The 22104-nt window shown below is 67.8% G+C and carries 19 protein-coding genes; 5 read left to right on the top strand and 14 right to left on the bottom strand.

From position 1 onward, the window contains the following. Positions 1-2: 2 nt before the first annotated feature. From ABH915_RS20270 to ABH915_RS20255, 4 genes are all read right to left on the bottom strand, one after another. On the bottom strand, positions 3-2096 hold the full coding sequence (locus ABH915_RS20270; protein WP_370124715.1) for a glycosyltransferase: 2094 nt from the start codon (positions 2094-2096) through the stop codon (positions 3-5). An 11-nt stretch (positions 2097-2107) separates the two neighbouring features. Next, positions 2108-3208 carry a hypothetical protein gene (locus ABH915_RS20265; protein ID WP_370124713.1) on the bottom strand — a complete coding sequence of 367 codons (1101 nt, stop codon included), beginning with the start codon at positions 3206-3208 and terminating at the stop codon, positions 2108-2110. A gap of 93 nt (positions 3209-3301) precedes the next feature. Further along, complete coding sequence (locus tag ABH915_RS20260; RefSeq protein ID WP_370124711.1) at positions 3302-4300, bottom strand: glycosyltransferase family 2 protein; 999 nt, start codon at positions 4298-4300, stop codon at positions 3302-3304. Position 4301: 1 nt separating this feature from the next. Beyond that, the gene (locus ABH915_RS20255; RefSeq protein ID WP_155846839.1) at positions 4302-5153 is read right to left on the bottom strand and encodes a glycosyltransferase family 2 protein; all 852 of its coding nucleotides are present in this window, start codon (positions 5151-5153) and stop codon (positions 4302-4304) included. A 632-nt stretch (positions 5154-5785) separates the two neighbouring features. Here ABH915_RS20255 and ABH915_RS20250 point away from each other — a divergent pair. Beyond that, a complete protein-coding gene (locus tag ABH915_RS20250) occupies positions 5786-6478 on the top strand; it encodes a glycoside hydrolase family 16 protein (protein WP_370124709.1) in 693 nt (230 codons plus the stop codon). 23 nt (positions 6479-6501) lie between these two features. Here ABH915_RS20250 and ABH915_RS20245 read toward each other — a convergent pair whose 3' ends face one another. Both ABH915_RS20245 and ABH915_RS20240 read right to left on the bottom strand, forming a co-directional pair. Then, positions 6502-7410, bottom strand: coding sequence for a metallophosphoesterase (locus ABH915_RS20245; protein ID WP_370124707.1), 909 nt, complete (start codon positions 7408-7410; stop codon positions 6502-6504). After that, on the bottom strand, positions 7388-7573 hold the full coding sequence (locus ABH915_RS20240) for a hypothetical protein (RefSeq protein ID WP_370124705.1): 186 nt from the start codon (positions 7571-7573) through the stop codon (positions 7388-7390). Before ABH915_RS20240 ends, ABH915_RS20245 begins: the two co-directional genes overlap by 23 nt. Before the next feature lie 360 nt (positions 7574-7933). Between ABH915_RS20240 and ABH915_RS20235 the strand changes: the two genes are divergently transcribed. The 3 genes from ABH915_RS20235 (at position 7934) to ABH915_RS20225 (ending at position 9591) form a co-directional block, all read left to right on the top strand. Next, on the top strand, positions 7934-8485 hold the full coding sequence (locus tag ABH915_RS20235; RefSeq protein ID WP_018774137.1) for a YceI family protein: 552 nt from the start codon (positions 7934-7936) through the stop codon (positions 8483-8485). Between the two features lie 143 nt (positions 8486-8628). Beyond that, positions 8629-9042 carry a YccF domain-containing protein gene (locus ABH915_RS20230; protein ID WP_026538133.1) on the top strand — a complete coding sequence of 138 codons (414 nt, stop codon included), beginning with the start codon at positions 8629-8631 and terminating at the stop codon, positions 9040-9042. 75 nt (positions 9043-9117) lie between these two features. Next, on the top strand, positions 9118-9591 hold the full coding sequence (locus ABH915_RS20225) for an SRPBCC domain-containing protein (protein ID WP_370124702.1): 474 nt from the start codon (positions 9118-9120) through the stop codon (positions 9589-9591). 34 nt (positions 9592-9625) lie between these two features. On the opposite strand, the gene ABH915_RS20220 is transcribed toward ABH915_RS20225, so the two are convergent. The 8 genes from ABH915_RS20220 to ABH915_RS20185 form a co-directional block, all read right to left on the bottom strand. Next, positions 9626-10495: a DUF4031 domain-containing protein gene (locus ABH915_RS20220; protein WP_370124700.1), complete on the bottom strand. Its 870-nt coding sequence runs from the start codon at positions 10493-10495 to the stop codon at positions 9626-9628. Between the two features lie 112 nt (positions 10496-10607). After that, a complete protein-coding gene (locus ABH915_RS20215) occupies positions 10608-11945 on the bottom strand; it encodes an FAD-binding oxidoreductase (RefSeq protein WP_370124698.1) in 1338 nt (445 codons plus the stop codon). 189 nt (positions 11946-12134) lie between these two features. Further along, complete coding sequence (locus ABH915_RS20210) at positions 12135-12626, bottom strand: carboxymuconolactone decarboxylase family protein (protein ID WP_370124696.1); 492 nt, start codon at positions 12624-12626, stop codon at positions 12135-12137. Positions 12627-13485: 859 nt separating this feature from the next. After that, positions 13486-14493 carry a glycerate kinase gene (locus ABH915_RS20205; RefSeq protein ID WP_370124694.1) on the bottom strand — a complete coding sequence of 336 codons (1008 nt, stop codon included), beginning with the start codon at positions 14491-14493 and terminating at the stop codon, positions 13486-13488. 4 nt (positions 14494-14497) lie between these two features. Beyond that, positions 14498-15430, bottom strand: coding sequence for a 3-keto-5-aminohexanoate cleavage protein (locus tag ABH915_RS20200; RefSeq protein ID WP_018774144.1), 933 nt, complete (start codon positions 15428-15430; stop codon positions 14498-14500). 86 nt (positions 15431-15516) lie between these two features. Further along, complete coding sequence (locus ABH915_RS20195) at positions 15517-16281, bottom strand: SDR family oxidoreductase (RefSeq protein WP_018774145.1); 765 nt, start codon at positions 16279-16281, stop codon at positions 15517-15519. 86 nt (positions 16282-16367) lie between these two features. Further along, positions 16368-17687, bottom strand: a complete 1320-nt coding sequence (locus tag ABH915_RS20190) for an MFS transporter (protein ID WP_026538127.1) — start codon at positions 17685-17687, stop codon at positions 16368-16370. A 170-nt stretch (positions 17688-17857) separates the two neighbouring features. Further along, positions 17858-18916 carry a LacI family DNA-binding transcriptional regulator gene (locus tag ABH915_RS20185; RefSeq protein WP_370124691.1) on the bottom strand — a complete coding sequence of 353 codons (1059 nt, stop codon included), beginning with the start codon at positions 18914-18916 and terminating at the stop codon, positions 17858-17860. 476 nt (positions 18917-19392) lie between these two features. Between ABH915_RS20185 and clpB the strand changes: the two genes are divergently transcribed. Then, on the top strand, positions 19393-22050 hold the full coding sequence (gene clpB, locus ABH915_RS20180; RefSeq protein ID WP_370124689.1) for an ATP-dependent chaperone ClpB: 2658 nt from the start codon (positions 19393-19395) through the stop codon (positions 22048-22050). Positions 22051-22104: the final 54 nt, after the last annotated feature.

Raw genomic sequence — 22104 nt, 5'->3', positions numbered from 1 at the left:
ATTCAGGTCGGCTGGTGGCGCGCCGCTGAAGGAATCTCGCCTGCGGTGGCGGCGGGCTTCATCCGGGTCAGGGTGATCAGACGCCAGGTGGCAATCAGCGAGGCAGCCGCTTGTGCAACGGCCCAGAGGACTGAGACGCCGGTGAGGCCATATTGCTGGGCCACGGCCGCGGCGGGTGCCACGACCAGGATGGCGGCCAGGGTGGCGACAATCGTGGATTCGAAAAGCCGCCCTTGGGCCCGGCACAGCCCGTAGTAGACCTGGGTCACGCAACTTAGGAGGAGCGCCGGGACGAGTATAGGAATGAGGATCCACGCGGACGCGTACTGCGGCCCGAGGAAGCCCAGAAGCAGGGGGCCGGCCAGCATCAGTATCAGCCCGGCCACGAGAGTCAGCATGAAGCTGGCCCGGAGCGCGGACCCCACCAGGCCCGGCCGCGCCCGCGTTCCCGCGAGGGCTGTCTGCAGGGTAAACCCGGCCGACTGCGGCACGAAGAACACCGCCGAGGCCATCATCCACACCACGTACCACGCGGCAGTCGACGCCGGGCCCAGAGTAGCTGCCACGATGAGCGGGAGCAGGTAGCCGGGTGCGCGGTCGGCGAGCGTGAGGGCATGATTGGGAAGCCCCGGCTTCAGGAGATTCAGGGCCGGACGAGGCCGGAAGCCATGCTTCCAGTCGGGGGACATGTGAGCCCGGGCCAGCTGGCGCAGCCCTACGAGGACGCTGGCCAGCGCGCCGGCGGCAACGGCGCCCACAATCACCGCCAGATCACGGAGTCCGACGGCCAACGCGGCGGCCAGAAAGAGGAGCTGGACGAGGGACTGCGCGAGGCTCCTGACCAGCGTACGGTCGGCCCGTTCCTGGGCTACGCCCACGTGGTCGAGCTGGTAGGCGCTGGCGGCGAGTAATGCCGTGGCCAGGAAAAGAACCGTGACCAGGGGTTCCACCCAGGCCTCGCCCACACCTGTGCCGAGCCAGTACGTGACGGCAACCAATAGGACCGCACCCAGCAGGGAGAACGTTGCGACGGTAAGCAGACCGGTGGCGATGAGGCGCCGGCCGCCGTCCGATTCCGCGGGCAGGAGCGTCAGCGTGGCGGGCCCGACGCCGAACATCCCCAGCTGCACGGTCAGGAGCGCGGCGGCGACCACCGCAGACCCAAGACCTATTTCCTCCGGCGGAAGCACGAGGGCCGCGAGTGCCCAGAACAGGAAGCCCGTCACCATGGGGGCGATCCTCGCGGCGGCCAGCCAGGCCGCGTTCCCGCCGACCGAGATCGGTTTGTGGGCCGGCCGCAGGAGCTCGCCGGCCATGGCGCGGTAGTTGTAGAGCAGGAAACCCATCCAGTACGGCAGGAAGCGGGGTGCACGGACCAGGGACATGCCGACGCCGCGCACGGTGGCCAGCAGCGGCAGCATCACCAGCCAGCCGGCGCGGCGCGTGTGCTTGCGGACGGTCCGGGCCGTCCCGGCCCCATCCTGAAGCCATTGGTCGCGGGCGTAGTCGAACGTGTCGTCGAACCGGTGCCTGACCACCACGGAGTCTGAGACACCGAGCCGGTACCCTGCCTGCTCCAGCCGGATCCTAAGCTCCACGTCTTCCCCGGAGCGGAAGTCGTCGTCGAACCCGACGTCGAGCAGCACGTCGCGGCGCATCAGCGTGGCGCTGACGCCAAACCACTTGCGCACCCGGCTGTGGTTGTGGTGCCAGGCCAGCGCAGCCCCCCAGTAGCCGGGGCCGTCGGCTTCGCTGGCCAGCCCGAATTGCAGGCCGTCGTAACCGCCGGTCTCGAATTCGGCCAGCAGCCGGGGCAGGCTCTTCGGCGGAAGGACGACGTCGGCGTCGATCAGGGCGACAACGTCACCGGTGGCGCTCCGGGCGCCGAGCATCCGTGCGGCAGGCAGGCCGCGCCCTTCATCGGAGATGACAGTCGCGCCGCAGTCGCGGGCGATTTCGGCAGTGTCATCCGTCGAGCAGCCATCGACCACGATCATTTCGTACGGGTGTTGGCTGCGGATCGATTCCAGGCACTCGCCCAGCCACGCTGCGGCATTGCGCGCCGGAACAACAACCGACACCTTCAGATCGCTCACGTGGCCTCGCCTCACTCATCCAGTTTTGAACGAACCAGATTCGCGATGAAGTCAGAGGCCTGGTCCGCTGACCAAGCGGCGGGCAGCCGGAGCAGCCAGCACGGAACGTCCTCCAGGGCCCGGCGCACCACGGCCGCCTTCTGGCCAAAGTGTTCCTCCAGGGGGACGAGGCTGGTGGCGCCGAGGGCCTCGACGAGGCGCCGCGAGACCATGGGCAGTTCCGAATGGAAGTTGCCGACGACCCGGGACGTCATCCATTCGGCGCTGCGTGCTTCCAGCCGCGCGTCCGCGCCGTCGAAGCGCTCGAGGAAGATGGCCAGCTGTGCCGGCGCCGCGGACGAGATCCGCTGCGCCCCGAAAACGTGCTCCGGCTGCACCATGCGGTGTTCGGGGGACCAGCGCCGGGTGAACGCGGCTGTTTTCGGATAGCGGACAATGACCGGATGGACCGCCGTGGCCAGATGGGCGACCGGCGTCGTCAGCCATCCGGGGGCCAGGGGCTTGCGCGTTCCCCGGAACATGTCCGGGTAGATGGCACGGTGGTGGGGCTTGATGAACATCGGTTTGGCGTAGCCCATGAGCATTCCGCCGGCGCCCATAAAGGCCCAGTCGTCGGCCATGAACCGCACATCGGGCATGGCCACCAGCTTCGCCACCGTGCTGGTCTTTCCAACGCCACCCCAGGCCGGCAGGAGAACCCCGGAGCCGCGGAAGTCCACCACGGCGGCATGGATCATGGCCGTCTCCTCCTGGACACACAATCGGTCCAGCAGCGGAATCACGGTGGTCAGGAGCTCGCCGGCGCCTTCGATCCGGTACCCGTCCTTCGTTTCGATGATCTGCACGCGGTCCGCCGGAATATAGAGGGACTCCCCGGTGAACCGGTAGGCATCCTCCGCGTGCGACTGGCTGGAAATCGGCGATATCTTGGCGCCGATGGTGATCTGCCGCGGCGCGGTGGAGGTCCCCAGGAACGGGGCAAGCATGTCCCTCAGTTGCGGTTCCCCGGGCGTTCCCGCCTCAACGTCGATGCCCACGATCCCGTGGACATCGAAGGAGGCTCCGGCAGAGGCGCCAATGGGCTGTTTCACGTCGCGCTCAGGTTGGCTCATGATCCAAGCTTTCTGGGGTCGGGTTTCTGCGGTCGGGTGGTTCCGGGTGCAGGGCCTGCACCGGGCGGTGTACGGGGAAGGGCCTTGCGCGGTTCACTTGACTTCCCGCCATGGCTCTTCCGGCGACACCGCGGCCGCTTTGGCCGGCGACGGCGCCGCAGGCAGGCGGCGGCCGCGCACGTAGCCGGTCGCGGTGGCCGCGAGCACGGCGATGATGGCCGCTGCCCGGCCGAGCCCGGCGCGGTCCCCGCCGCCGAGCCAACCGCGGATTCCGGCAAACACCGCACGTGGCAGGACCTGCCGGACATAGCGCCGTTCGGGGCCAAGCGCCCGTTTGTGGCCGACCACCCTGCTGACCTGCGCCTTGGAAATCCCTTCGCCCCAGGAACGGGCAAGCATGTAGCGCAGGGTGCCGCGCTCGGCCGGGACGTGGTGGTGCACCAGGGCCGCGGGCTCATAGACCACACGGGATCCGGGAGCTCCGATCACCGCGCGGATGCACAGTTCGGTCTCTTCGCAGCCCAGCGGGACGGCGTCCTGGCGGCCCAAGGCTGTGTTGAAACCGCCGACCCGTTCCAGGACATTGGCGCGGAAGGACATGTTCGCGCCAATGACATTGCGGACCTCGGCAGCGACTTTGGGCATTCCCCGGTAGGTGCAGCCGACAATCCAGTCGAGCTCGTTGGCGAAGTGGCCCGGCCGTCCGGCTTCCCAGAGCGGTTCCACCCGGCCGCCGACCGCCAGAACGTCGGGGTCGTCGTACATCGCCGCAAGCCGTTCGAGCCAGTCCGGTTCGGCTTCGGCATCGTCATCGAGGAAGGCCACGATCTCTGCCTTGGCGATGCCCGCTCCGGTGTTGCGGGCGCCGGAGAGACCCTTGGGCCCGGTGTTCTCGACAATTACGGCATCCGGGACAGTAAAGATCAGACGCTTGTACAAGTCCACGTTGTAGTCGACGACGACGATCGTCTGCATGGGTGGGAAGGTCTGGGTGCGGACCGAGTCCAGGGCGCCGATCAGCCGGTCCCACCGGTCCTCCGAGTAGGAGCAAATGACCACGGATACTGCCGGAAGGCTGGAGTTCTCGGACATCCTATTCGCCCGCCCGTACGCCCAGGACGCTGCTGGGATCGGTGGGGACGTGTGGGAAGACCTCGTTGGGGTATTTGTACTTGACCCGACGCAGGGCTTCGGGGCGGGCGCCGGCAGTCGGGGCCTCCCAGCTCACGCGCTCGCGGGCCAAGGTGCGGAGGACCCGCCAGCCGTCCCGGAACGTGTGCAGGTTTGACTGCCCGGAGATGCGGGACAGTTCATGGCTGGGAACCTCGGCAATGCGCAGGCCGGCCCTTGAGGCCCGCACAATCAGTTCAGTTTCGATCTCGAACCCGTCCGACTCCAGCTCCAGAATGTCAACGCATTCGCGGCGCAGGGCGATGTAGCCGTAGCAAAGGTCCGAGTAGTCGCTGTGGAGGACCGCGTTGGCGAGCCGGGTGAGCATCTTGTTTCCGCCGCTGCGCAGCCATGTGAGATCGTCTGAGCCGCCGCCCGTCACATAGCGGGAGCCTTTGACGAAGTCGTATTCGTGCTGGAGCGGAGTCACCAGCCAGCCGATCTCCTGGGGGTCCATACTGCCGTCGCCGTCGAGCATGACGATGATGTCGCCGGAGGCCGCGGCGAATCCGGCGCGCACGGCGTTTCCTTTGCCAGGGCGGGGCTCTGCCACCACAACGACGTCCAGGCGCAAGGCCCGGGCCACCTCTACTGTGCCGTCCAGGGAACGGCCGTCAACAATTACCACCTCATCCACATAAGAGGGCATCCGCCGCAGCACCCACGGCAGGTTCAATGCCTCGTTCAAAGTGGGGATCACCACGCTGACCGAGGGATTTGCCGGCGGCGGCGTCGTTTGGGGGCGCACGTTCGGTTTGAGATTCGGGATGGACACTGGCCTCACCACTCAATGACGTATTTCTGCTCGTCGCAACTGCAGCGCTTCCCGACTCCTCCGACCGGAAAATAGACCCAATGCTCACGCTGTTCTGTCGTCGACAACTTAGTGATATACCCCAGGCCTTAAGTTTGGTTTCATCACCTTGCATTAACCTTGGATTAACTTGAAAATTCAACTAAAAATGATGCAAAACTGTTGATGGACCGTTGCCTCCATGCGACACTGGCCGAATGCGGACACCCGTTAAATGGGGGCGCGTGCCGGCAGGACGCCGGCGTCTCCCGACCTTCCGGTTCCTGGCGGTTCCCGCCATGGTCTTGGGCCCGGTCCTGGCCCTGGCCGCGTGCGGCTCGGATGCCGCTCCACGGGGCGAGCGGCCGCTGTTCACTTCCGTTTCGGCATCGCCGGCGGCTCCGCCGGCCGACGCCGGAACGGGGGCCCCGCCCGGGTTCCAGTCGGTGGCGCCGACTGAGTCGCCTGCGGGTGGCGCCGCCTCTGCCGCCCCTGCCGCCCCTGCGCCGGAGAGCGCGCCGGCGTCCCGGCCCGCCCGGACATCGGCACCGCCTCCGGACCGGACCACCGCCACCGCGATGTCGGGGGATCTGCCCGGATGGAGGAACGTCTTCGTGGAGGATTTCTCCGGCGGCGACGTCCCCCTGGGTTCCTTTCCCGGGCCGCTCTACCGGGACCGGTGGAGTGCCGGATATAAGGACGGAACACCGGATACGGACGGACAGGTCAGCGACGGAAAATCGGGCTACTACCCCTCGAAAGTCCTGAGCGTTAGGAACGGCGTTCTGGACTGGTTCATGCATTCGGAAAACGGTGTCTTCATGGGTGCCGCGCCCACCCCCAAATTCCCGAATGCCAGCAAGAATCCGCCGAGGGCCAACAGCATGCTGTACGGCCGCTACTCAGTCCGGTACAGGGGTGATGCCATGCCTGGCTTCAAGACGGCGTGGCTCCTGTGGCCGGATAGTGGCATCTGGCCGCGGGACGGGGAGATAGATTTCCCCGAAGGCGATCTCGGAGCAATCCTGACGGCAGCTGCCCATTTCATGTCCTTGAATCCAAAGAGCTTTGAACAGTTCTTTTCCAATAAAGTTTCCACAGACTGGCATGTGGCCACGACGGAGTGGACCCCCGGACGCGTTGAGTTCTTCATTGACGGACGATCCATCGGCGCGAGCACAACGGACGTGCCCTCGACGCCCATGCATTTCATCCTGCAGACCGAATCCTGCCTGCCTCTGTGTCCGGCTCCGGAAACCCAGGGCCACGTCTACCTGGACTGGGTCAGTATCTGGGTGCCGGCCTGAGCCCTCGTCGCGCGTCTGGCGGCTTACCGGCGGAGGGTAAAGGAATCCGAGAAGCTGTAGCCGTCGGCGGGAATGAACCGGGCGGCCAGTTCATCCGCCGTCGCCGTGACATCCAGGGTCCCAAAAGCCGGGTCCTGGTTCTTTCCGGATGTACTGGCGAAGTAACGCATCTCCGGATCCTCGGATCTGACATTGTAGAGTCCGACGCCGCCAACGCCGACGGTGGCGAACACCGTCCCCGAGCCCTGGGCCATGGTCCCATCGGTATCGGCCAGGCACCCGGAGGTGAAGGTCGCGGGAACGAGTTCCGCGCAGCCTCCCCCCGTGGCCAGTTGATGCGTCCGCTGATAGACGTGGTCGTGGCCGGACAGGACCAGGTCCACCTGCTTTTCGATCAGCATGTTCGTGAAGTCCTGCCCCGCCTGGCAGTCGTAGTTGCCGACGCTCAGGCACGGGGTATGCATGCCCACCACCGTCCAGGGGATGTTCTGCGATGTGGCCTCGTCAATGGCGTCCGCGGTCCAGCGCCAGCGTTCGCTGCCCCTTGAGTAGTCCAGCGGCTCTCCGCCCCGGAAGTCGATGCCGGGGGAAACCATGATGAAGCGGACCACCGGATTCTGCTCAGGGACATCCAGGCGCCATTGGACGCCGTATTCGCCCTGAAGGCCGGGCATCTTGTTGGGCAGGCACTGGACGTATTTCTCGATGTCGCCATCCCGGCCATCACTCTCGTGGTTCCCGGTCACCAACTGGTACGGGAAGTTCTCGCCGAGACGGGCGGTGACCATGTCGCAGAACTCCTGTTCGAGTCCGGCCTTGTACGCGAAGTCGCCCAGGGCGAGGTTCAGGTGGGGCTTGAGGCCGGCAACGGCGTCGAGCACTTTTTTGGCGCCCGAGCCGAGGCCGATGTCACCCTGGGCGGTGAAGTGCACGGGCTCGCCTGCCGACGGTGCGGCAGACGACGACGGCGGCGCGGTGGACGGCGGTGGGGACGACGGTGCGGGGGACGACGGCGTGCCGGAGCTCGGGCGCGGTGAGGGTTCCGGCGGCCCGGGCTGGCAGGCGGAAAGCAGCAGACCCAGGCTCAGCAAGCAAGCGCCGATACCCGCCTTGCCACGTTTCCCCAGGGACCCGGCCACGATTCCTCACATCATTGGGTTGATCAGGACTGTGCGAATAGTTCCGTGAAATTCGGTGATTGCCCGGCATTTATAGGCCAGAGTAACCCGGCCGTGGAGCGAAGGCCAGAGAACGCGTCGGCCCCGGATGGCTGGATCCGCCGTCGGAATCCCGACGCCGCCAGCCGGCGTGGCCGCTGGCGTGCCGCGTCCCGCGTGTCCCGCGTCAGGGCCGGTGGGACCTAGCCCGGGACGTGCTTCCTCGTTAGCATGCAAAGTGGGGAATACCCCGACCGCCCCGGCGGGACAGGCCCGCCACTGCTCGAAGGAGACCGTTGTGACTCTGCCCGAAGGTTTGACCCCCGGAGTGTGGACACTGGACATGTCCCACAGCGAGATCGGCTTCAGCGTCCGGCACGCGGGCATCAGCAAGGTCCGCGGCCGGTTCAACGAGGCCTCCGCCGAGGCGAGGGTGCGCGAGTCGCTGGCGGACGCAAGCCTGCACGCCACGGTTAAGACCGCCAGCTTCGATTCGGGCGACGCCAACCGCGATGGCCACGTCCGCGGCCCGGACTTCTTCGACGTTGAGCAGTTCCCCGACATGACTTTTCGGGCCACCGGGATCCGGGGCGACGGGGAGGACTATGTGCTCACCGGCGAGCTCACAATCCGTGGCATCACCAAGCCCGTGGAGCTCGAAGTCGAATACACCGGTGTGGCGGTGGACCCCTTCGGCGCCACGCGGGCCGGATTCAGTGCCGAAGCGGACATCAGCCGGAAAGAGTTCGGCCTGACGTGGAACGCCGCCCTCGAAGCGGGCGGCCTGCTGGTCAGCGACAAGGTCAAGATCAACGTTGAGGCCGCCATGGTCAAGCAGGCCGATACCTAAGCGCCGAAACGGGGTGCCCAATCCGGGGCCGGGCACGCCTCACCCGTCTCGGGGGAACCTCTCCGGGGCCGGGCGCGCAAGTCAGGGATTTTTCCGGGTAAGCCACTGATCCGAATGTCACTCCTACGGGCGAGAATGAATCCATGAAGACACTCCTGAACATCATCTGGCTGCTCTTCGGCGGCCTGTGGCTGGCCCTTGGATATTTCCTGGCCGGCGTCGTCTGCTGCCTGCTGGTCGTCACCATCCCGTGGGGCCTGGCCTCGTTCCGCATCGCGTCCTATGCCTTGTGGCCCTTCGGCCGCATGGTGGTGGACAAGCCCGGCGGAAACGGCATATTTACCCTGGTGGGAAACGTCATCTGGCTGCTTGTGGCGGGCCTCTGGATCGCGATCGCGCACGTCGTCACGGCCTTCGCCATGGCCATCACGATTATCGGCATCCCGCTGGCGATCGCCAACCTCAAGCTCATCCCCATTTCGCTGATGCCGCTCGGCAAACAGATCATCCCGAGCAACACCCCGTATGTGACCGCCTACAGCCCCGGCCGGCGCTAGGCGCCGGCAGCGCCAGCGCGGCCAGCAGGCGGGGGCACTTCGCCTGTCAATTCAAGCAATCCGAGGGAGAGGACCATGAGCCAACCGGCATCCGGCGACACGGACCTCATGCTGGTCATTGTCCGCGAGTTCAGGGCCCCCATCCAGGGCGTGTGGTCGGCGTTGACGGACCCGGACCAGGCTCCGCAGTGGTGGGGTCCGCGCGGTTTCCATGTCCCGCGTGAGAGCGTCGACACGGACCTCGAAGTCGGCGGCCTGTACCGCGCCTGCATGATCCAGGACAGTACCGGGCAGCAATTCTGGTGGAGCGGGGTGCATACCGATGTTGAACCGCCGCACCTGTTGATGTTCACCCATGCCTGGGACAGGCCGGACGGCACCCGCGGCTACGAGACCGAGGTGACGATCCGGTTGGAGGAGATCGACGGCGGCACGCAGATGACCTTCACCCAGGGGCCGTTCGACTCCGCGGCCAGCCGCGACCGCCATGGCGAAGGGTGGCGTGAGTCGTTCGACCGGCTGGCGAATCACCTCAGCGTGGCCGCCTGAGCCCCCGGCTGCAGGGAGGCGGCCGGGAAACCGCTCACGCGAGTTCTCCCCGCAGGTTCCGGCGGGCGGCGTCCAGCCACAGTGTCCGGCCGCGGCCCGTGTGGAAGAGCGGATCAAGCTGCAGCAGCTGGCGGACGACGGCGGCGCGGCCGGCGGCGAAGTCGGCGTCGCCGATGTGGGCGAAATCTTCCCTGACGGCGGCGAGGTAGCGGGCGTAGGCCTCGGGTGCCCCGCCGAGGACGGAGAGGTCGGCGTCGCTGAGCAGGGCGCCGTCGTCGTCTCCGGGCTCCGGACAGTGGTCCGCGGTCAGCAGCACCAGGCGCACCACTTCGTCCACCTCGGCGGCTGGGAGGCCGGCATGCCGGAGCCGGTCCTCGGCCAGCCGCGCCGACTCTTCCTCGTCCTGGCCTGCCACGCCGCGGTAGACGGCGTCGTGGAACCAGGCGGCCAGCAGCACGGTGCGGGGCGGATCGGCCGGATCGCACAGCAGGTCCAGGGCCTCCAGCACCGCCAGCAGATGGGTGCGGCCGTGGTATTTCCGGTGTTCTTCGCCCCAGCGGTCCAGCAGGTCCAGGAAGAGGGCGTCGTGGCCCGGCAACGCCTCATTCCAGCGATTCAGGAGCGGGACCCGGAGGGCCTTGCCGCGGCGGCGGGCCGGGATCCGCAACCCGCTGGCGATCAATTTTCGGACGAGGACCCTGCCCTCCACAGGGATGGCGCCGGCCGCCACCAGGGCCTCGTACCGGGCCTCGGCGACGTCGTAGTGGTCGCCGTCGAACGCTCGCCCGGGGATTCCGGCGGCCGCGGCGAAGGCGTGCAGTTCCGCGAGCGACGTGTCCGAGACGAGGTGGGAAAAGCGGGTTCCGTGGGCAGGCCAGAGTGGCGGATCGACGTAGATGGCCATGGTGGCAGTCTAGCCCCGACCGCGGGCGCGCGGCCCAGACTGCCGGCGCTGGCGACGGCGCGGGCGGCGGGCGCCGGGCGCGCGCCGCCGTCGGGAGTCCGCCGCCGCCGGGTCATACCGCGACGGCGGGGCGGATGTTCTGGTTGCCGTGGAAAACGTTGCCGGGATCGAACTCGCGTTTCACTTGTGCCAGCCGGTTGTAGTTTTCGTCGCCGTAGGCCGCGCGGATCCGGGCTTGGCCTTCGTCGCCGATGAAGTTCAGCCAGACGCCTCCGGTCGCGTAGGGGGATATGTCCTGGCGGAAGCGTTTGACCCACGCCTTCGCGTCCTGCCCGCCCTGCGGCGTGTCGCCCAGGCCGAACGGGTGGCTCACCCAGCTGGCGGTCCTGTTCAGCAGCGGGGTCGCAGCGGCGGCCGGCCCGCTCACCGCCCCGCCCCAATGGGCGATCAGTTGCTGGGAGCTTGGTCCCGGAAGATTCCGGGCCGAGTCGATGATGACGTCCAGGGCGTCGTCGGAGAGTTCGTCGTGATAGTCGGCGCTCCAGTAGTTGTACTTACCCGGCGGGTCGTCCAGGGAACATTGGAAGTCTGCGTAGCCGGTATCTTCCACCAGGTCCACAACAGGGCCCAGTTCCCGGTATGCCTTGGCATGTTCTTTGCCTTCCTCGGCATCCCCGGCGAAGACATACACGACGTACACCGCCATCTTGCCCACCATATCCGCGGGCACAAAGGGTTCCGCCGGCGCGATCCCGTAGATGAGGGTGGCGGACTCTTCGTTGGGCGCCGCGACGGCCAGGTCCCGGTATCCGCGGCTGAGTTCCGGGGCTGCGTCCCCCGGCCACATCAGCACCCCGGCATGCACCTTTGGCCCCAGCTGGTGCAGGCCGAACGTAAACGAGGTGGCGACGCCGAAGTTCCCGCCGCCCCCGTGCAGGGCCCAGAAGAGTTCGGGATTCTCCTGGGCGCTGGCCGTCACCTGCTCGCCGGTGGCCGTGACCAGATCCACGGAGACGAGGTCGTCGCAGGCGAAGCCGAAGGCGCGCTCGAGCCAGCCGGACCCGCCCCCGAGCGTGAAACCGGCGAGACCCGTCGTGGAGACCCGCCCGCCCGTGATGGCGAGGCCGTATTCCTGGGTGGCGCGGTCAAACTCGCCGCAGGTGAGGCCAGCGCCCACCGTGGCAGTGCGGGCCTCCGGGTCCACCCGGACGGACTTCATCGGACGAACATCGATCACAAGGCCGCCGTCGTTCATGGACATGCCGGCCACGGAATGGCCCCCGGCCCGGACGGCGACTTCGAGGCCATGTGTCCGTGCGTACGCCAACGCCTCGGCGACCCCTTTCGGATCGGCGCACGGGGCAATGACGGCCGGATGGCGGTCGATCATCGCGTTGAAGAGTCGTCGTGTTTCGTCGTATTCCGGGTGACCCGGCCTGACCCACTTCATGGCAGTGCTCCCTCGGTGACCGCGGCTCCGCCCCACTTTTCGAGCTTACGACTGCGCGCCAGTTGTGGCTACGGTTCGTTGCTTGGCCAGCCACACACTATTGATGCCGTGATTGATGCCCGTGGCGTCGCGGCCAGCCGTCCGCCGACCGGGGGTCCAGGTGCGGGCGGCGGTGCGGACCGGGCCGGGTTAGCCGCGGGCGGCGCGGACCGGGTGCTGGCTGACGATGGAAACCCGGTTGAACGCGTTCATCGTGATCGCCAGCCAGCTGACGGCGGAAAATTCTTCGGCCGTCAGGTGCCGCCTGGCCTGTGCGCCTTCTCGGTCGCGGGTCGGGGCGTCAGAGATAGTGGTGATGGCCTCGGCCAGCATCAGGGCTGCGCATTCCTTTTCGGAGAACAGAGTAGTGTCGCGCCACGCGGGGAGGACGGCAAGGCGCTGTGCCGACTCGCCGTTCTTGACGGCATCGCCCACGTGCATGTCCAGGCAATAGGCGCAGCCGTTGATCTGCGAAATGCGGACGTTGAGCAACTCGATCAGCGTGTCGTCCAGCCCGGCCTCGGCGGCGGCTTCCTTCGCTTTCAGGCCCAGACCGTTGAGTGCGCGCCAGGCAGCGGGGTGCGCTTTGTCAAGGAAGATACTCCGGTGCTCGGGATTCTGCGGTGCCGTCGTCTCGTTCATGGATTCCACAATACCGATGGGCTTCGGCACGGCCCGGAGCGGCGTGTGACAATCTTGTCAAACCTGTGACAAGCTTTGGGGGTGGGAGTGTTTGGTTCGGTGGCCGGCTCCTTGGGGGACCCGGCCACCGAACCACTCCTTCCGAACCAAGCCTTTCGGGCCGCTCCTTACGGGCCGGGTGCATACGCGCCGGGCCTTTCGAGCCGGGCCCCGGTTCACCCCGCCGAGCTCGGCCAAGCCGGGCTTCGCCCCGCCGAGCCCCGCCAAGCCCCGCCGAGCCGGGCTTCACGGAGCTGCCCTGCACCAGTTCATTCCCACCGGTGGACATGTCCAGTTGTTAGCCAACAGTGCGGGCCAGCGGAGGGAATGTCCCGTGGTCGCGTCCGGCAGCGAGGGACATGTCCAGTCTTCACGTCCTTGGATGGGCACAAGGGGAGTATGTCCACTGGTGCGGGCCGGGGGAGGGCATGTCCGGTGGTCAGGCGTGGCAGCGACGGACATGTCCAGTTGTTAGCCAACAGTCCGGGCCAGGGGAGGGCATGTCCCGTGGTCGCGTCCGGCAGTGAGGGACATGTCCAGTCTTCACGTCCGTGGATGGGCACAAGGGGAGTATGTCCACTGGTGCGGGCCGGGGGAGGGCATGTCCGGTGGTCTCACGTGGCAGCGACGGACATGTCCAGTTGTTAGCCAACAGTCCGGGCCAGGGGAGGGCATGTCCCGTGGTCGCGTCCGGCAGTGAGGGACATGTCCAGTCTTCAAGTCCGTGGATAGGTACCAGGTGAGTATGTCCACTGGTGCGGGCCCGGGGGAGGGCATGTCCCGTGGTCAGACGTGGCAGCGAGGGGCATGTCCCGTGGCCTCACGGGTAGGCAGGAGCGGCAGGGCAAGTCGCCGAAGCCGCTCGGGCCAGTTCGGACCCCGCCGCGTGCATGGCTGCCGGATCGCCGGCCACGATGATCCGGGCAAAGCCCTCTGCGAAGTCGCCGAGGTCCGGATCCACCGATCCCACCACGGCGTACACCGGTTTGGTGCCGGCGCGGGCCAGGATGGCACCGATGATCTTCCCTTGGCCGGTCTGGGAATCCAGCCGGCCCTCGCCGACCACCACGGCGCTGCTGGCGTCCAGTTGCGCGTCGAAGCCCAGCAAATCCAGGACGTAGTCCGCCCCTGACACCAGGCGGGCGCCGTAGCGGGCCCACATTCCGCCGGAGAAGCCGCCGGCCGCCCCGGTGCGGTCCACCAGGCGGGGATCCCGGCCGAAGTCCCGGACAAACGATTCCGCGAGCAGCTCGAGTCTGCGCGTCAGCAGCTCGACGGCGGCCGGCCCGGCACCCTTCTGCGGCCCGAACACGCGTGCGGCGTCGGAAAAACGCGTCGTGACATCGCTCAGGATCACCAGCTCGGCGCCGCGGAGCCCGCCGTGTTCCACGAGCGCGGCGATGGCGCCGGCCCCGCCGTCGGTAGTGGCCGAGCCCCCTGCCGCCACCACGATGCGGCGTGCGCCTTGCCGGGCGGCCTCCGCAATCAGGACGCCGGTGCCGTACGTGGTGGCCGCGACGGGGTCCCGGCCGCCGTCGGAGGGCAGGTTCAGGCCGCTGGCGGCGGCCAGTTCGACGACGGCGGTCCCGTCGGCGGTCAGCCCGATCGCCGCGTCGACGGGTTCGCCCCAAGGCCCGATCGTGGTGACCCGGACGGGCCGGGCGTCCAGCCCGCGGGCCAGGGCCTCGAAGGTGCCCTCGCCGCCGTCGGCCACGGGCAGCTCGCTGGCCGACCCGCCGGCGGACCGGATGCCGGCCGCGATGTGCCCGGCCACCTCGGCAGCCGTGAAGGTGCCCTTAAAACTGTCCGGGGCCACCAGAATGCTCATCGGCTCAGAACCCCACGTTTTCCCGGCCCTTGAGCTGCAGCATCTGCCGCGCCTCGTCAGGGGTGGCGACCTCAAAGTTGAGGGCTTCCAGGATGGTGCGGATCCGGGTGACCTGTTCGGCATTGGACGCGGCGAGCTGGCCGGGACCGATCCACAGGGAATCCTCCAGGCCCACCCGGACGTGGGAGCCCATGGCGGCGCCGATAGTGGCGAGCGGCATCTGGTTCTTGCCCGCGCCCAGGATGGACCACTCGTAGTGCTCGCCGAGCAGCCGGTCCGCCGTGCGGCGCATGTGCATGAGGTCCTCGGGGTGTGCGCCGATGCCGCCGAGCAGGCCGAACACCGACTGCACGAACAGCGGGCCCCGGGCCAGGCCCCGGCCATGGAAGTGCGCGAGGTTGTTCAGGTGCGAGATGTCGTAGCACTCGAACTCGAAGCGGGTGCCGTTCTGGTTGCCGATGCCCAGGATGGTCTCGATGTCCTGGAAGGTGTTCTTGAAGACGAGGTCGCGGCTCTTTTCGAGCCCTTCGCGCTCCCAGTCGTGGCCGAACTCGGTGAAGCGGTCCAGCATCGGGTACAGCCCGAAGTTCATCGAGCCCATGTTGAGTGAGGCAAGCTCCGGTTTGAACAGGGCCGCCGGCTGCATCCGCTCCTCGACGCTCATGTGCGGCGAGCCGCCCGTGGTGATGTTGATGACGGCGTCGGTGTTGCGCTTGAGCTTGTCCAGGATCGGGGCGAAGTGCTCCGGGTCCTGGGAGGGGCGGCCGTCCTTGGGGTCGCGGGCGTGCATGTGCACGATCGCGGCGCCTGCCTCGGCGGCGCCGATCGCGGCGTCGGCGATCTCGTCGGGGGAGACGGGCAGGTGCGGGGACATGGACGGGGTGTGGATGGCGCCGGTGACGGCGCTGGTGATGATGACCTTGCGGGCAGCAGCCATGGGAATGTCTCCTTGGTGGGGCAGGGTGAGTGCGGGGCGCGGCGGCCGCTTGGGGCGGACCGGATCCCCGGGCAGTTCAGTTCAGGTCAGTAGAGTTTTTCGGTGTTGCCGTCCACGGCGAGAGCCTGGCCGTTGACGTTGCGGGCCATGTCGCTGGCCACGAAGACGGCCATGTTCGCGATGTCCTCGGCCTCGATCAGGCGGCCCAGCGAGGACTGGTTGTGATACAGCGCGGACACCTCGTCGGCCGGCAGCGCCAGCATCCGGGCCTTGGCGGCGATGACGGAGTCGATGCGGGGGCCGTTGACGGCGCCGGGGCAGATGGCGTTGACGCGGATGCCGTCCGGGCCGAGTTCGATCGCGAGGGTCTTGGTCAGCCCGACGACGGCCCATTTCGACGCCGAATAGGCGCTGCGGCCCGCCATGCCCAGCCGCCCGGCGGCCGAGGACAGGTTCACGATAGAGGCGCCGCTGCCCGCGCGCAGCAGGGGCAGGGCGTGCTTGATGCAGAAGAACTGGCCATGGATGTTGACGTCGAAGGTTGCCTTCCACGCCCCGGCGTCGAGGGATTCCAGGGGCCCGGTGGGCCCGGCGATGCCGGCGTTGTTGACGAGGACGTCGAGGCCGCCCATTTCGTCCCGGACGGTGTCCATGAGTTCGCGGACCTGGCCCTCGTCCGAGACGTCGCTGACCGCGGCGAGGAGCCCGTTGACGCGGGCCTTGTCGACGGCGTCGGGGTCGATGTCGGTGACGAAGACGGTGGCGCCGAGTTCCCGGAACTTGCTGGCGATGGCCAGGCCGATGCCGTTGGCTCCGGCGGTGACGAGAACGCGCTTGGCGGTGAAATCCATGAGTAGTCCTTGCAGTGGGCTGGCGTGCGGACCCGTTCCGAATGCGCGGCGGGGGCGCATTCGGAACGGGCGGTGGGAGCAGTGGGTCAGTGGGCGGCCGGGACAAGCGCGGGCTTCTCCGCGCCGCGCTTGAGCAGCAGGGACAGCAGCGCGCCGATGACGCACATGCCCACGATGAACCACAGGCCGGAGAGCTTGGAGCCGGTGGCGTCCTGCATGAAGCCCATGACGTAGGGGCCCAGGAAGCCGCCGCAGAGTCCGATGGTGTTGACGAAGGCGATGCCGCCGGCGAGGGCGGCGCCGCTGAGGCGGGTGGCCGGGTAGGTGAAGAGGATCGGCTGCAGGGCGAAGAAATTGAAGGCGGCGAGGCAGAAGCCGATCATGCCCAGCAGCGGCCCGCCGACGGCGCCGAGGGCGAAGCCGGCGACGATCCCGGTCATGGTGCCGGTGACCAGCATCCGGGAACGGCGGCCGTCGGTGGCGAAGCGGGGGACCAGCAGGGCGCCGGCGGCGGAGAAGATCCAGGGGATGGCCGTCAGCAGGCCAATCTGGAGCGGGCTGAGCTTGCCGTAGGTGCCGATGATAGAGGGCAGGAAGTAGGACAGGGCGTAGACGGCGATCTGGTGGGTGAAGTAGACGCCGACGACGAGGAGAATCTGCTTGTCCTTCAGGACATCCCGGAGCCGGTGGTTGCCGGAGGCCGCGGCGCCGGCGGTCTCCTCGGCGGCGATGCGGGCCTCGAGATCGGCGGCTTCCTCGGCGGTGAGGAACGTCGCCATGCTGGGGCGGTCCGGGAGCTTCTTCCAGACGACGTAGGCGAGGACGCAGGCCGGAAGCCCTTCGACGAGGAACATCCACTGCCAGCCGTGCAGGCCGCCGAGCCCGTCAAGGGTCAGCAGCAGCCCGCCCAGCGGGGCCCCGACAATGTTGGCGATGGAGACGCCGAGCAGGAACATTCCGTTGGCCTTGGCGCGGTCCTTGACCACGAACCACTGCGTCAGGAAGTACATGACGCCCGGGAAGAGTCCGGCCTCGGCCACGCCGAGCAGCATCCGCATGATGTAGAAGGACCATTCGCCCTGGACGAAGGCCATGCCGGCGGAGATGATGCCCCAGGTGATCATGATCCGCATGATCCAGAACCGGGCGCCGACCTTGTGCATGATCAGGTTGGACGGGATTTCGGACAGGGCGTAGGTCAGGAAGAACAGCCCGGCGCCGATGCCGTACGCGGTGGCCGAGATGCCGAGATCGATCTCCAGCCGGTCCTTGGCCATACCGATGTTGGTGCGGTCCAGGAAGGCCATGATGTAGGCGCCGATCAGCAGCGGCATGACGCGGCGTAAGATCACGCCGTTGATTTCCTGCGGTGTGCGCATCTTCTTTGTTGCGGATACAACTGACATGGGGCGGGGTCCTTGGCTCGTTGGCGGGATAGGTGGTCAGGTCGGGCATGCGGAAAACGGCAAACGGGAGGTAATCGGGCGCGGCGGGGCGCGCGGCGCATGGCTCGTCAGGGTCTCGGGGATGTGTAGGGCCGGCCGCGGACGGGCCGGCGTGCGTGGGGCGCCTGGCCTCAGCTGTCCGGGGGCGTGCAGCCGCACGTCCGCCCGACATGCAGGCGGTGCCGGCACACTTTCGAGGTGTAGGTGGCGGACGGGGAATCGATGCGTTTGAGCAGCATGGCGAACGCCTCGTTGGCCATTTCCTGCTGCGGTTGGACAATGCTGGTCAGGTTGATCAGCCCGGAGCGGCTGTGCGGCAGCCCGTCACAGCCGGCGACGGCGACGTCGTCCGGGATGCGCAGGCCGCGGGACAAGGCGTATTCCATGACGCCGATGGCAAGCTCGTCGCTGCCGCACACCACGGCCTGCGGCGGCGTTCCGGCGGAGAAGAGCCGCTCCGCCGCCAGCCGGCCGCCCTCATTGTTGACCCTGGTGCTGATCTTCCGGTCGCCGCTGATCGTGATGCCCGCCGCGGCGGCGGTGCGGACAAACGCCTGCTCGCGGGCCAGGGAGGCCGTTGAGAACCGGGGGCCGATCACGGTGGCGATTTCCGTGAAGCCGTGGCTGAGCATGTGCTGCATCAGCGTGGTGGCTGCGGCGTCGTCGTCGATCCCGACGAAATCCGAATCGAGGAAGTCTGCCCGGCGGGACAGGCACACGTAGGGGATCCGGGCCGCCCTCAGGGTGCGGAGCGCGGTGGCGTCGTCCCGGAGTGAGGCGGCCAGGATGATGCCATCAACGTTGCGGTGCGCGAGCGTCGAGGTGACCTGGGCGAGCACCTCCGGATCGTCCTGGGTGGTGGCGACGAACACTTCGTAGCCGGACTCCGCCGCGGCCGTAATGACCCCCTGCGCCCAGCGTGGAAACATCGGATTGATGATGTTCGGCAGGATCAGCCCGATGACCCGGGTCCGCTGCGGGTCGGTTGACTGCGACGGCTTACGGGGCCTGAAGCCGAGCTCGTTCGCCACGTGGATGATGTGGCGCCGGGTCTCCGGCGAGACGCCGCCCTTGCCGTTGAGGACGTAGGAGACCGCAGCCGAGGAGACCCCTGCGGCCCGGGCCACGGCGGCGGCCGAAACCGGCGGCACGGGGCCGTCCACGGTGGCGCTTGTGGCGTGTTCGTGCATGACCGGCCCTCCTTCGCGTCGGTTCGTTTTGCTGTGACCCCAGTTACAGTAAGGAGCCCGCCGATCGTTAAGCAACGTTAAGTCATTCACGCGGGCCGCGCGGGCTGATGTCCGCCGGACATGCTCATTGCTGACGCCTCGGGCCGCGGGACATGTCCAGCCTTGGGCCTGGGCATGGGCCAGGGCGCGGGGCATGCTCATTGATGGCCTCGAACCGAAGGGGCATGCTCATTGTTCGAGTCCGGGCCGAGGGGACATGTCCAGTCTTGGTCCCGGGCGCTGGGCATAGTGGCATTATGTCCACTCCTCGGGCGCAGGGGAGGGCATGTCCCGCAGGGGGGTGCCCGAGGGTGCGGGCGGTCGGCCTCTAGACAGGCGTTTCGCTGTCGGCAAACATGGAGCCAGCCTCCCTCATATTAAAGTTGAGCGATGTAGACTCAACTTTGACATCAAGACCATTCCGGAAGGAGCCCTCGTTGGACGCCAAATTCACCACCAAGAGCCAGGAGGCCCTCGCTGCGGCGGCCATGAACGCCTCGACCGCGGGCAATCCGCAGCTCGAGCCCGCTCACCTGCTCAAGGCGCTCATGGACCAGCGCGAGGGTGTCGCCGTCGCGCTCCTCCGCGCCACCGGGACGGACCCTGATTCCGTCAGCGTCCAGGCCAGCAGTGCCATCAAGGCCCTTCCGTCCACTTCCGGCAGCTCCGTGCAGCAGCCGCAGTTGTCCCGCACCGCCCTGCAGGCCATCAAGAACGCACAGAACGAGGCCGAGCGGCTTGGCGATTCCTTCGTCTCCACCGAGCACCTGCTGCTGGGGCTCGCGTCCGGAAGCGACGCCGTCGGCAAGCTGATGCGCGACTCCGGGGCCTCGCACGAGGCGCTGCTCGCCGCCCTGCCGGGTGTCCGCGGCGACCGCAAGGTGGACAATGCCGACCCCGAAAACACGTTCCAGGCGCTGGAGAAGTACGGCACCGACCTCACCGCGGTCGCCCGCTCGGGCAAGCTGGACCCGGTGATTGGCCGCGACGCCGAGATCCGCCGCATCATCCAGGTGCTGAGCCGCCGGACCAAGAACAACCCCGTGATCATCGGCGAACCCGGCGTCGGCAAGACCGCCGTCGTCGAAGGACTTGCCCAGCGGATCGTGGCGGGCGACGTCCCCGAGAGCCTGCGCGGCAAGACCCTGATTGCCCTGGACCTCGCCTCGATGGTGGCCGGGGCAAAGTACCGCGGTGAATTCGAGGAGCGGCTCAAGGCCGTCCTGGAGGAAATCAAGGGCTCCGAGGGGCAGATCGTCACGTTCATCGACGAGCTCCACACCGTGGTCGGGGCGGGCGCCACCGGCGACAGCTCCATGGACGCCGGCAACATGCTCAAGCCCATGCTGGCCCGCGGCGAGCTGCGGCTGATCGGTGCGACCACGCTGGATGAGTACCGCGAGAACATCGAAAAGGACCCGGCCCTGGAGCGTCGGTTCCAGCAGGTCTACGTCGGCGAGCCGAGCGTGGAGGACACCATCGGCATTCTGCGCGGCCTCAAGGAACGCTACGAGGCCCACCACAAGGTCTCCATCTCCGATTCCGCCCTCGTGGCTGCCGCCACCCTCTCCAACCGCTACATCTCGGGCCGGCAGCTGCCGGACAAGGCGATCGACCTTGTGGACGAGGCCGCGTCGAGGTTGCGGATGGAGATCGACTCCGCGCCGGAGGAGATCGACCAGCTGCGCCGCCAGGTGGACCGGCTGACCATGGAGGAACTGGCCTTGGCCGGCGAGGCCGATCCCGCCTCCGTGGAACGGCTTGCGGCCCTGCGCGCGGACATGGCGGACAAGAAGGAAGAGCTCGCGGCCCTGAACGCCCGCTGGGAGGCCGAAAAGGCCGGCCTGAACCGGGCGGGAGACCTGCGCGCCAAGCTCGACGAGCTGCGGTCCACGGAGGAAAAGGCCGAGCGCGAGGGCGACCTCGAGACGGCGTCCAGAATCCTCTATGGCGAGATCCCGGCCCTGGAGCGTGAACTCAAAGCCGCCGCCGAGGCCGAAGCGGCCGTGTCCGACAAATCCGGGCAGATGGTGGCCGACGAGGTCACCGCGGACGACATCGCCGAGGTGATTTCGGCCTGGACCGGCATCCCGGCGGGACGCATGCTGCAGGGCGAAAGCCAGAAGCTGCTGAACATGGAACACGTCCTGGGGGAGCGGCTGATCGGCCAGACCAAGGCCGTTGCCGCGGTCTCCGACGCCGTGCGCCGCGCCCGCGCCGGGATCAGCGACCCCAACCGGCCCACCGGCTCCTTCCTGTTCCTCGGCCCCACCGGCGTCGGCAAGACCGAGCTCGCGAAGTCCCTTGCCGACTTCCTGTTCGACGACGAGCGCGCGATGGTGCGGATCGACATGTCCGAATACTCGGAGAAGCATTCCGTGGCCCGCCTTGTCGGGGCGCCTCCCGGGTACGTCGGCTATGAGGAGGGCGGCCAGCTGACCGAGGCCGTCCGCCGGCGCCCGTACTCGGTGCTGCTGCTCGATGAAGTGGAAAAGGCCCACCCGGAGGTCTTCGACATCCTCCTGCAGGTGCTCGACGACGGCCGCCTCACCGACGGTCAGGGCCGCACCGTGGACTTCCGAAACGTGATCCTGGTGCTCACCTCGAACCTGGGCAGCCAGTTCCTGGTGGACCCCAATCTTGATGCCGCCGCCAAGAAGGATGCCGTCATGGCGACCGTGCATGCCTCCTTCAAGCCGGAGTTCCTGAACCGGCTCGATGAGGTGGTGCTGTTCGACCCGCTGAGCGTGGAGGAGCTGTCCCGGATCGTGGAGCTGCAGGTCAAGGAGCTGGGCGAGCGGCTCAAGGGCCGCCGGCTCAATCTCGAGGTGACCGAGGGCGCCCGCGCCTGGCTTGCCGTCACGGGCTTCGATCCCGCGTACGGCGCGCGTCCGCTGCGCCGGCTGGTGCAAAGCGAGATCGGCGACCGGCTGGCACGGGCCATCCTGGCCGGCGAGATCTCCGACGGTGACACGGTTGTGGTGGACACCGCGCCGAACCTGATGGAACTCACCATGGGCGGCCCCGAGGCCACGGACCGGCGCGACGGCGCCGCGTCCACCGGCAGCGGGCTCTCAGTCAGGCGCAAGGAGTAGCCGCCGGACCGGGTGCGCTCAGTGCCACCGGCAGCCCGGGTCCCGTCCCGGCTG

The organism is Arthrobacter sp. MW3 TE3886, assembly GCF_041262145.1.
Lineage (GTDB): Bacteria > Actinomycetota > Actinomycetes > Actinomycetales > Micrococcaceae > Arthrobacter.
The sequence above is the reverse complement of the archived record's forward strand: the minus strand, read 5'-3'. Positions and strand labels throughout refer to the sequence as shown.

What these genes read in the sequence shown, in the direction of transcription:
- ABH915_RS20195 (WP_018774145.1), bottom strand. Translation starts at nt 16,281, where the DNA reads ATGGATTTCACCGCCAAGCGCGTTCTCGTCACCGCCGGAGCCAACGGC.
- ABH915_RS20260 (WP_370124711.1), bottom strand. Translation starts at nt 4,300, where the DNA reads ATGTCCGAGAACTCCAGCCTTCCGGCAGTATCCGTGGTCATTTGCTCC.
- ABH915_RS20230 (WP_026538133.1), top strand. Translation starts at nt 8,629, where the DNA reads ATGAAGACACTCCTGAACATCATCTGGCTGCTCTTCGGCGGCCTGTGG.
- ABH915_RS20200 (WP_018774144.1), bottom strand. Translation starts at nt 15,430, where the DNA reads ATGGCTGCTGCCCGCAAGGTCATCATCACCAGCGCCGTCACCGGCGCC.
- ABH915_RS20220 (WP_370124700.1), bottom strand. Translation starts at nt 10,495, where the DNA reads ATGGCCATCTACGTCGATCCGCCACTCTGGCCTGCCCACGGAACCCGC.
- ABH915_RS20265 (WP_370124713.1), bottom strand. Translation starts at nt 3,208, where the DNA reads ATGAGCCAACCTGAGCGCGACGTGAAACAGCCCATTGGCGCCTCTGCC.
- ABH915_RS20190 (WP_026538127.1), bottom strand. Translation starts at nt 17,687, where the DNA reads ATGTCAGTTGTATCCGCAACAAAGAAGATGCGCACACCGCAGGAAATC.
- ABH915_RS20210 (WP_370124696.1), bottom strand. Translation starts at nt 12,626, where the DNA reads ATGAACGAGACGACGGCACCGCAGAATCCCGAGCACCGGAGTATCTTC.
- ABH915_RS20225 (WP_370124702.1), top strand. Translation starts at nt 9,118, where the DNA reads ATGAGCCAACCGGCATCCGGCGACACGGACCTCATGCTGGTCATTGTC.
- ABH915_RS20185 (WP_370124691.1), bottom strand. Translation starts at nt 18,916, where the DNA reads ATGCACGAACACGCCACAAGCGCCACCGTGGACGGCCCCGTGCCGCCG.
- ABH915_RS20205 (WP_370124694.1), bottom strand. Translation starts at nt 14,493, where the DNA reads ATGAGCATTCTGGTGGCCCCGGACAGTTTTAAGGGCACCTTCACGGCT.
- ABH915_RS20215 (WP_370124698.1), bottom strand. Translation starts at nt 11,945, where the DNA reads ATGAAGTGGGTCAGGCCGGGTCACCCGGAATACGACGAAACACGACGA.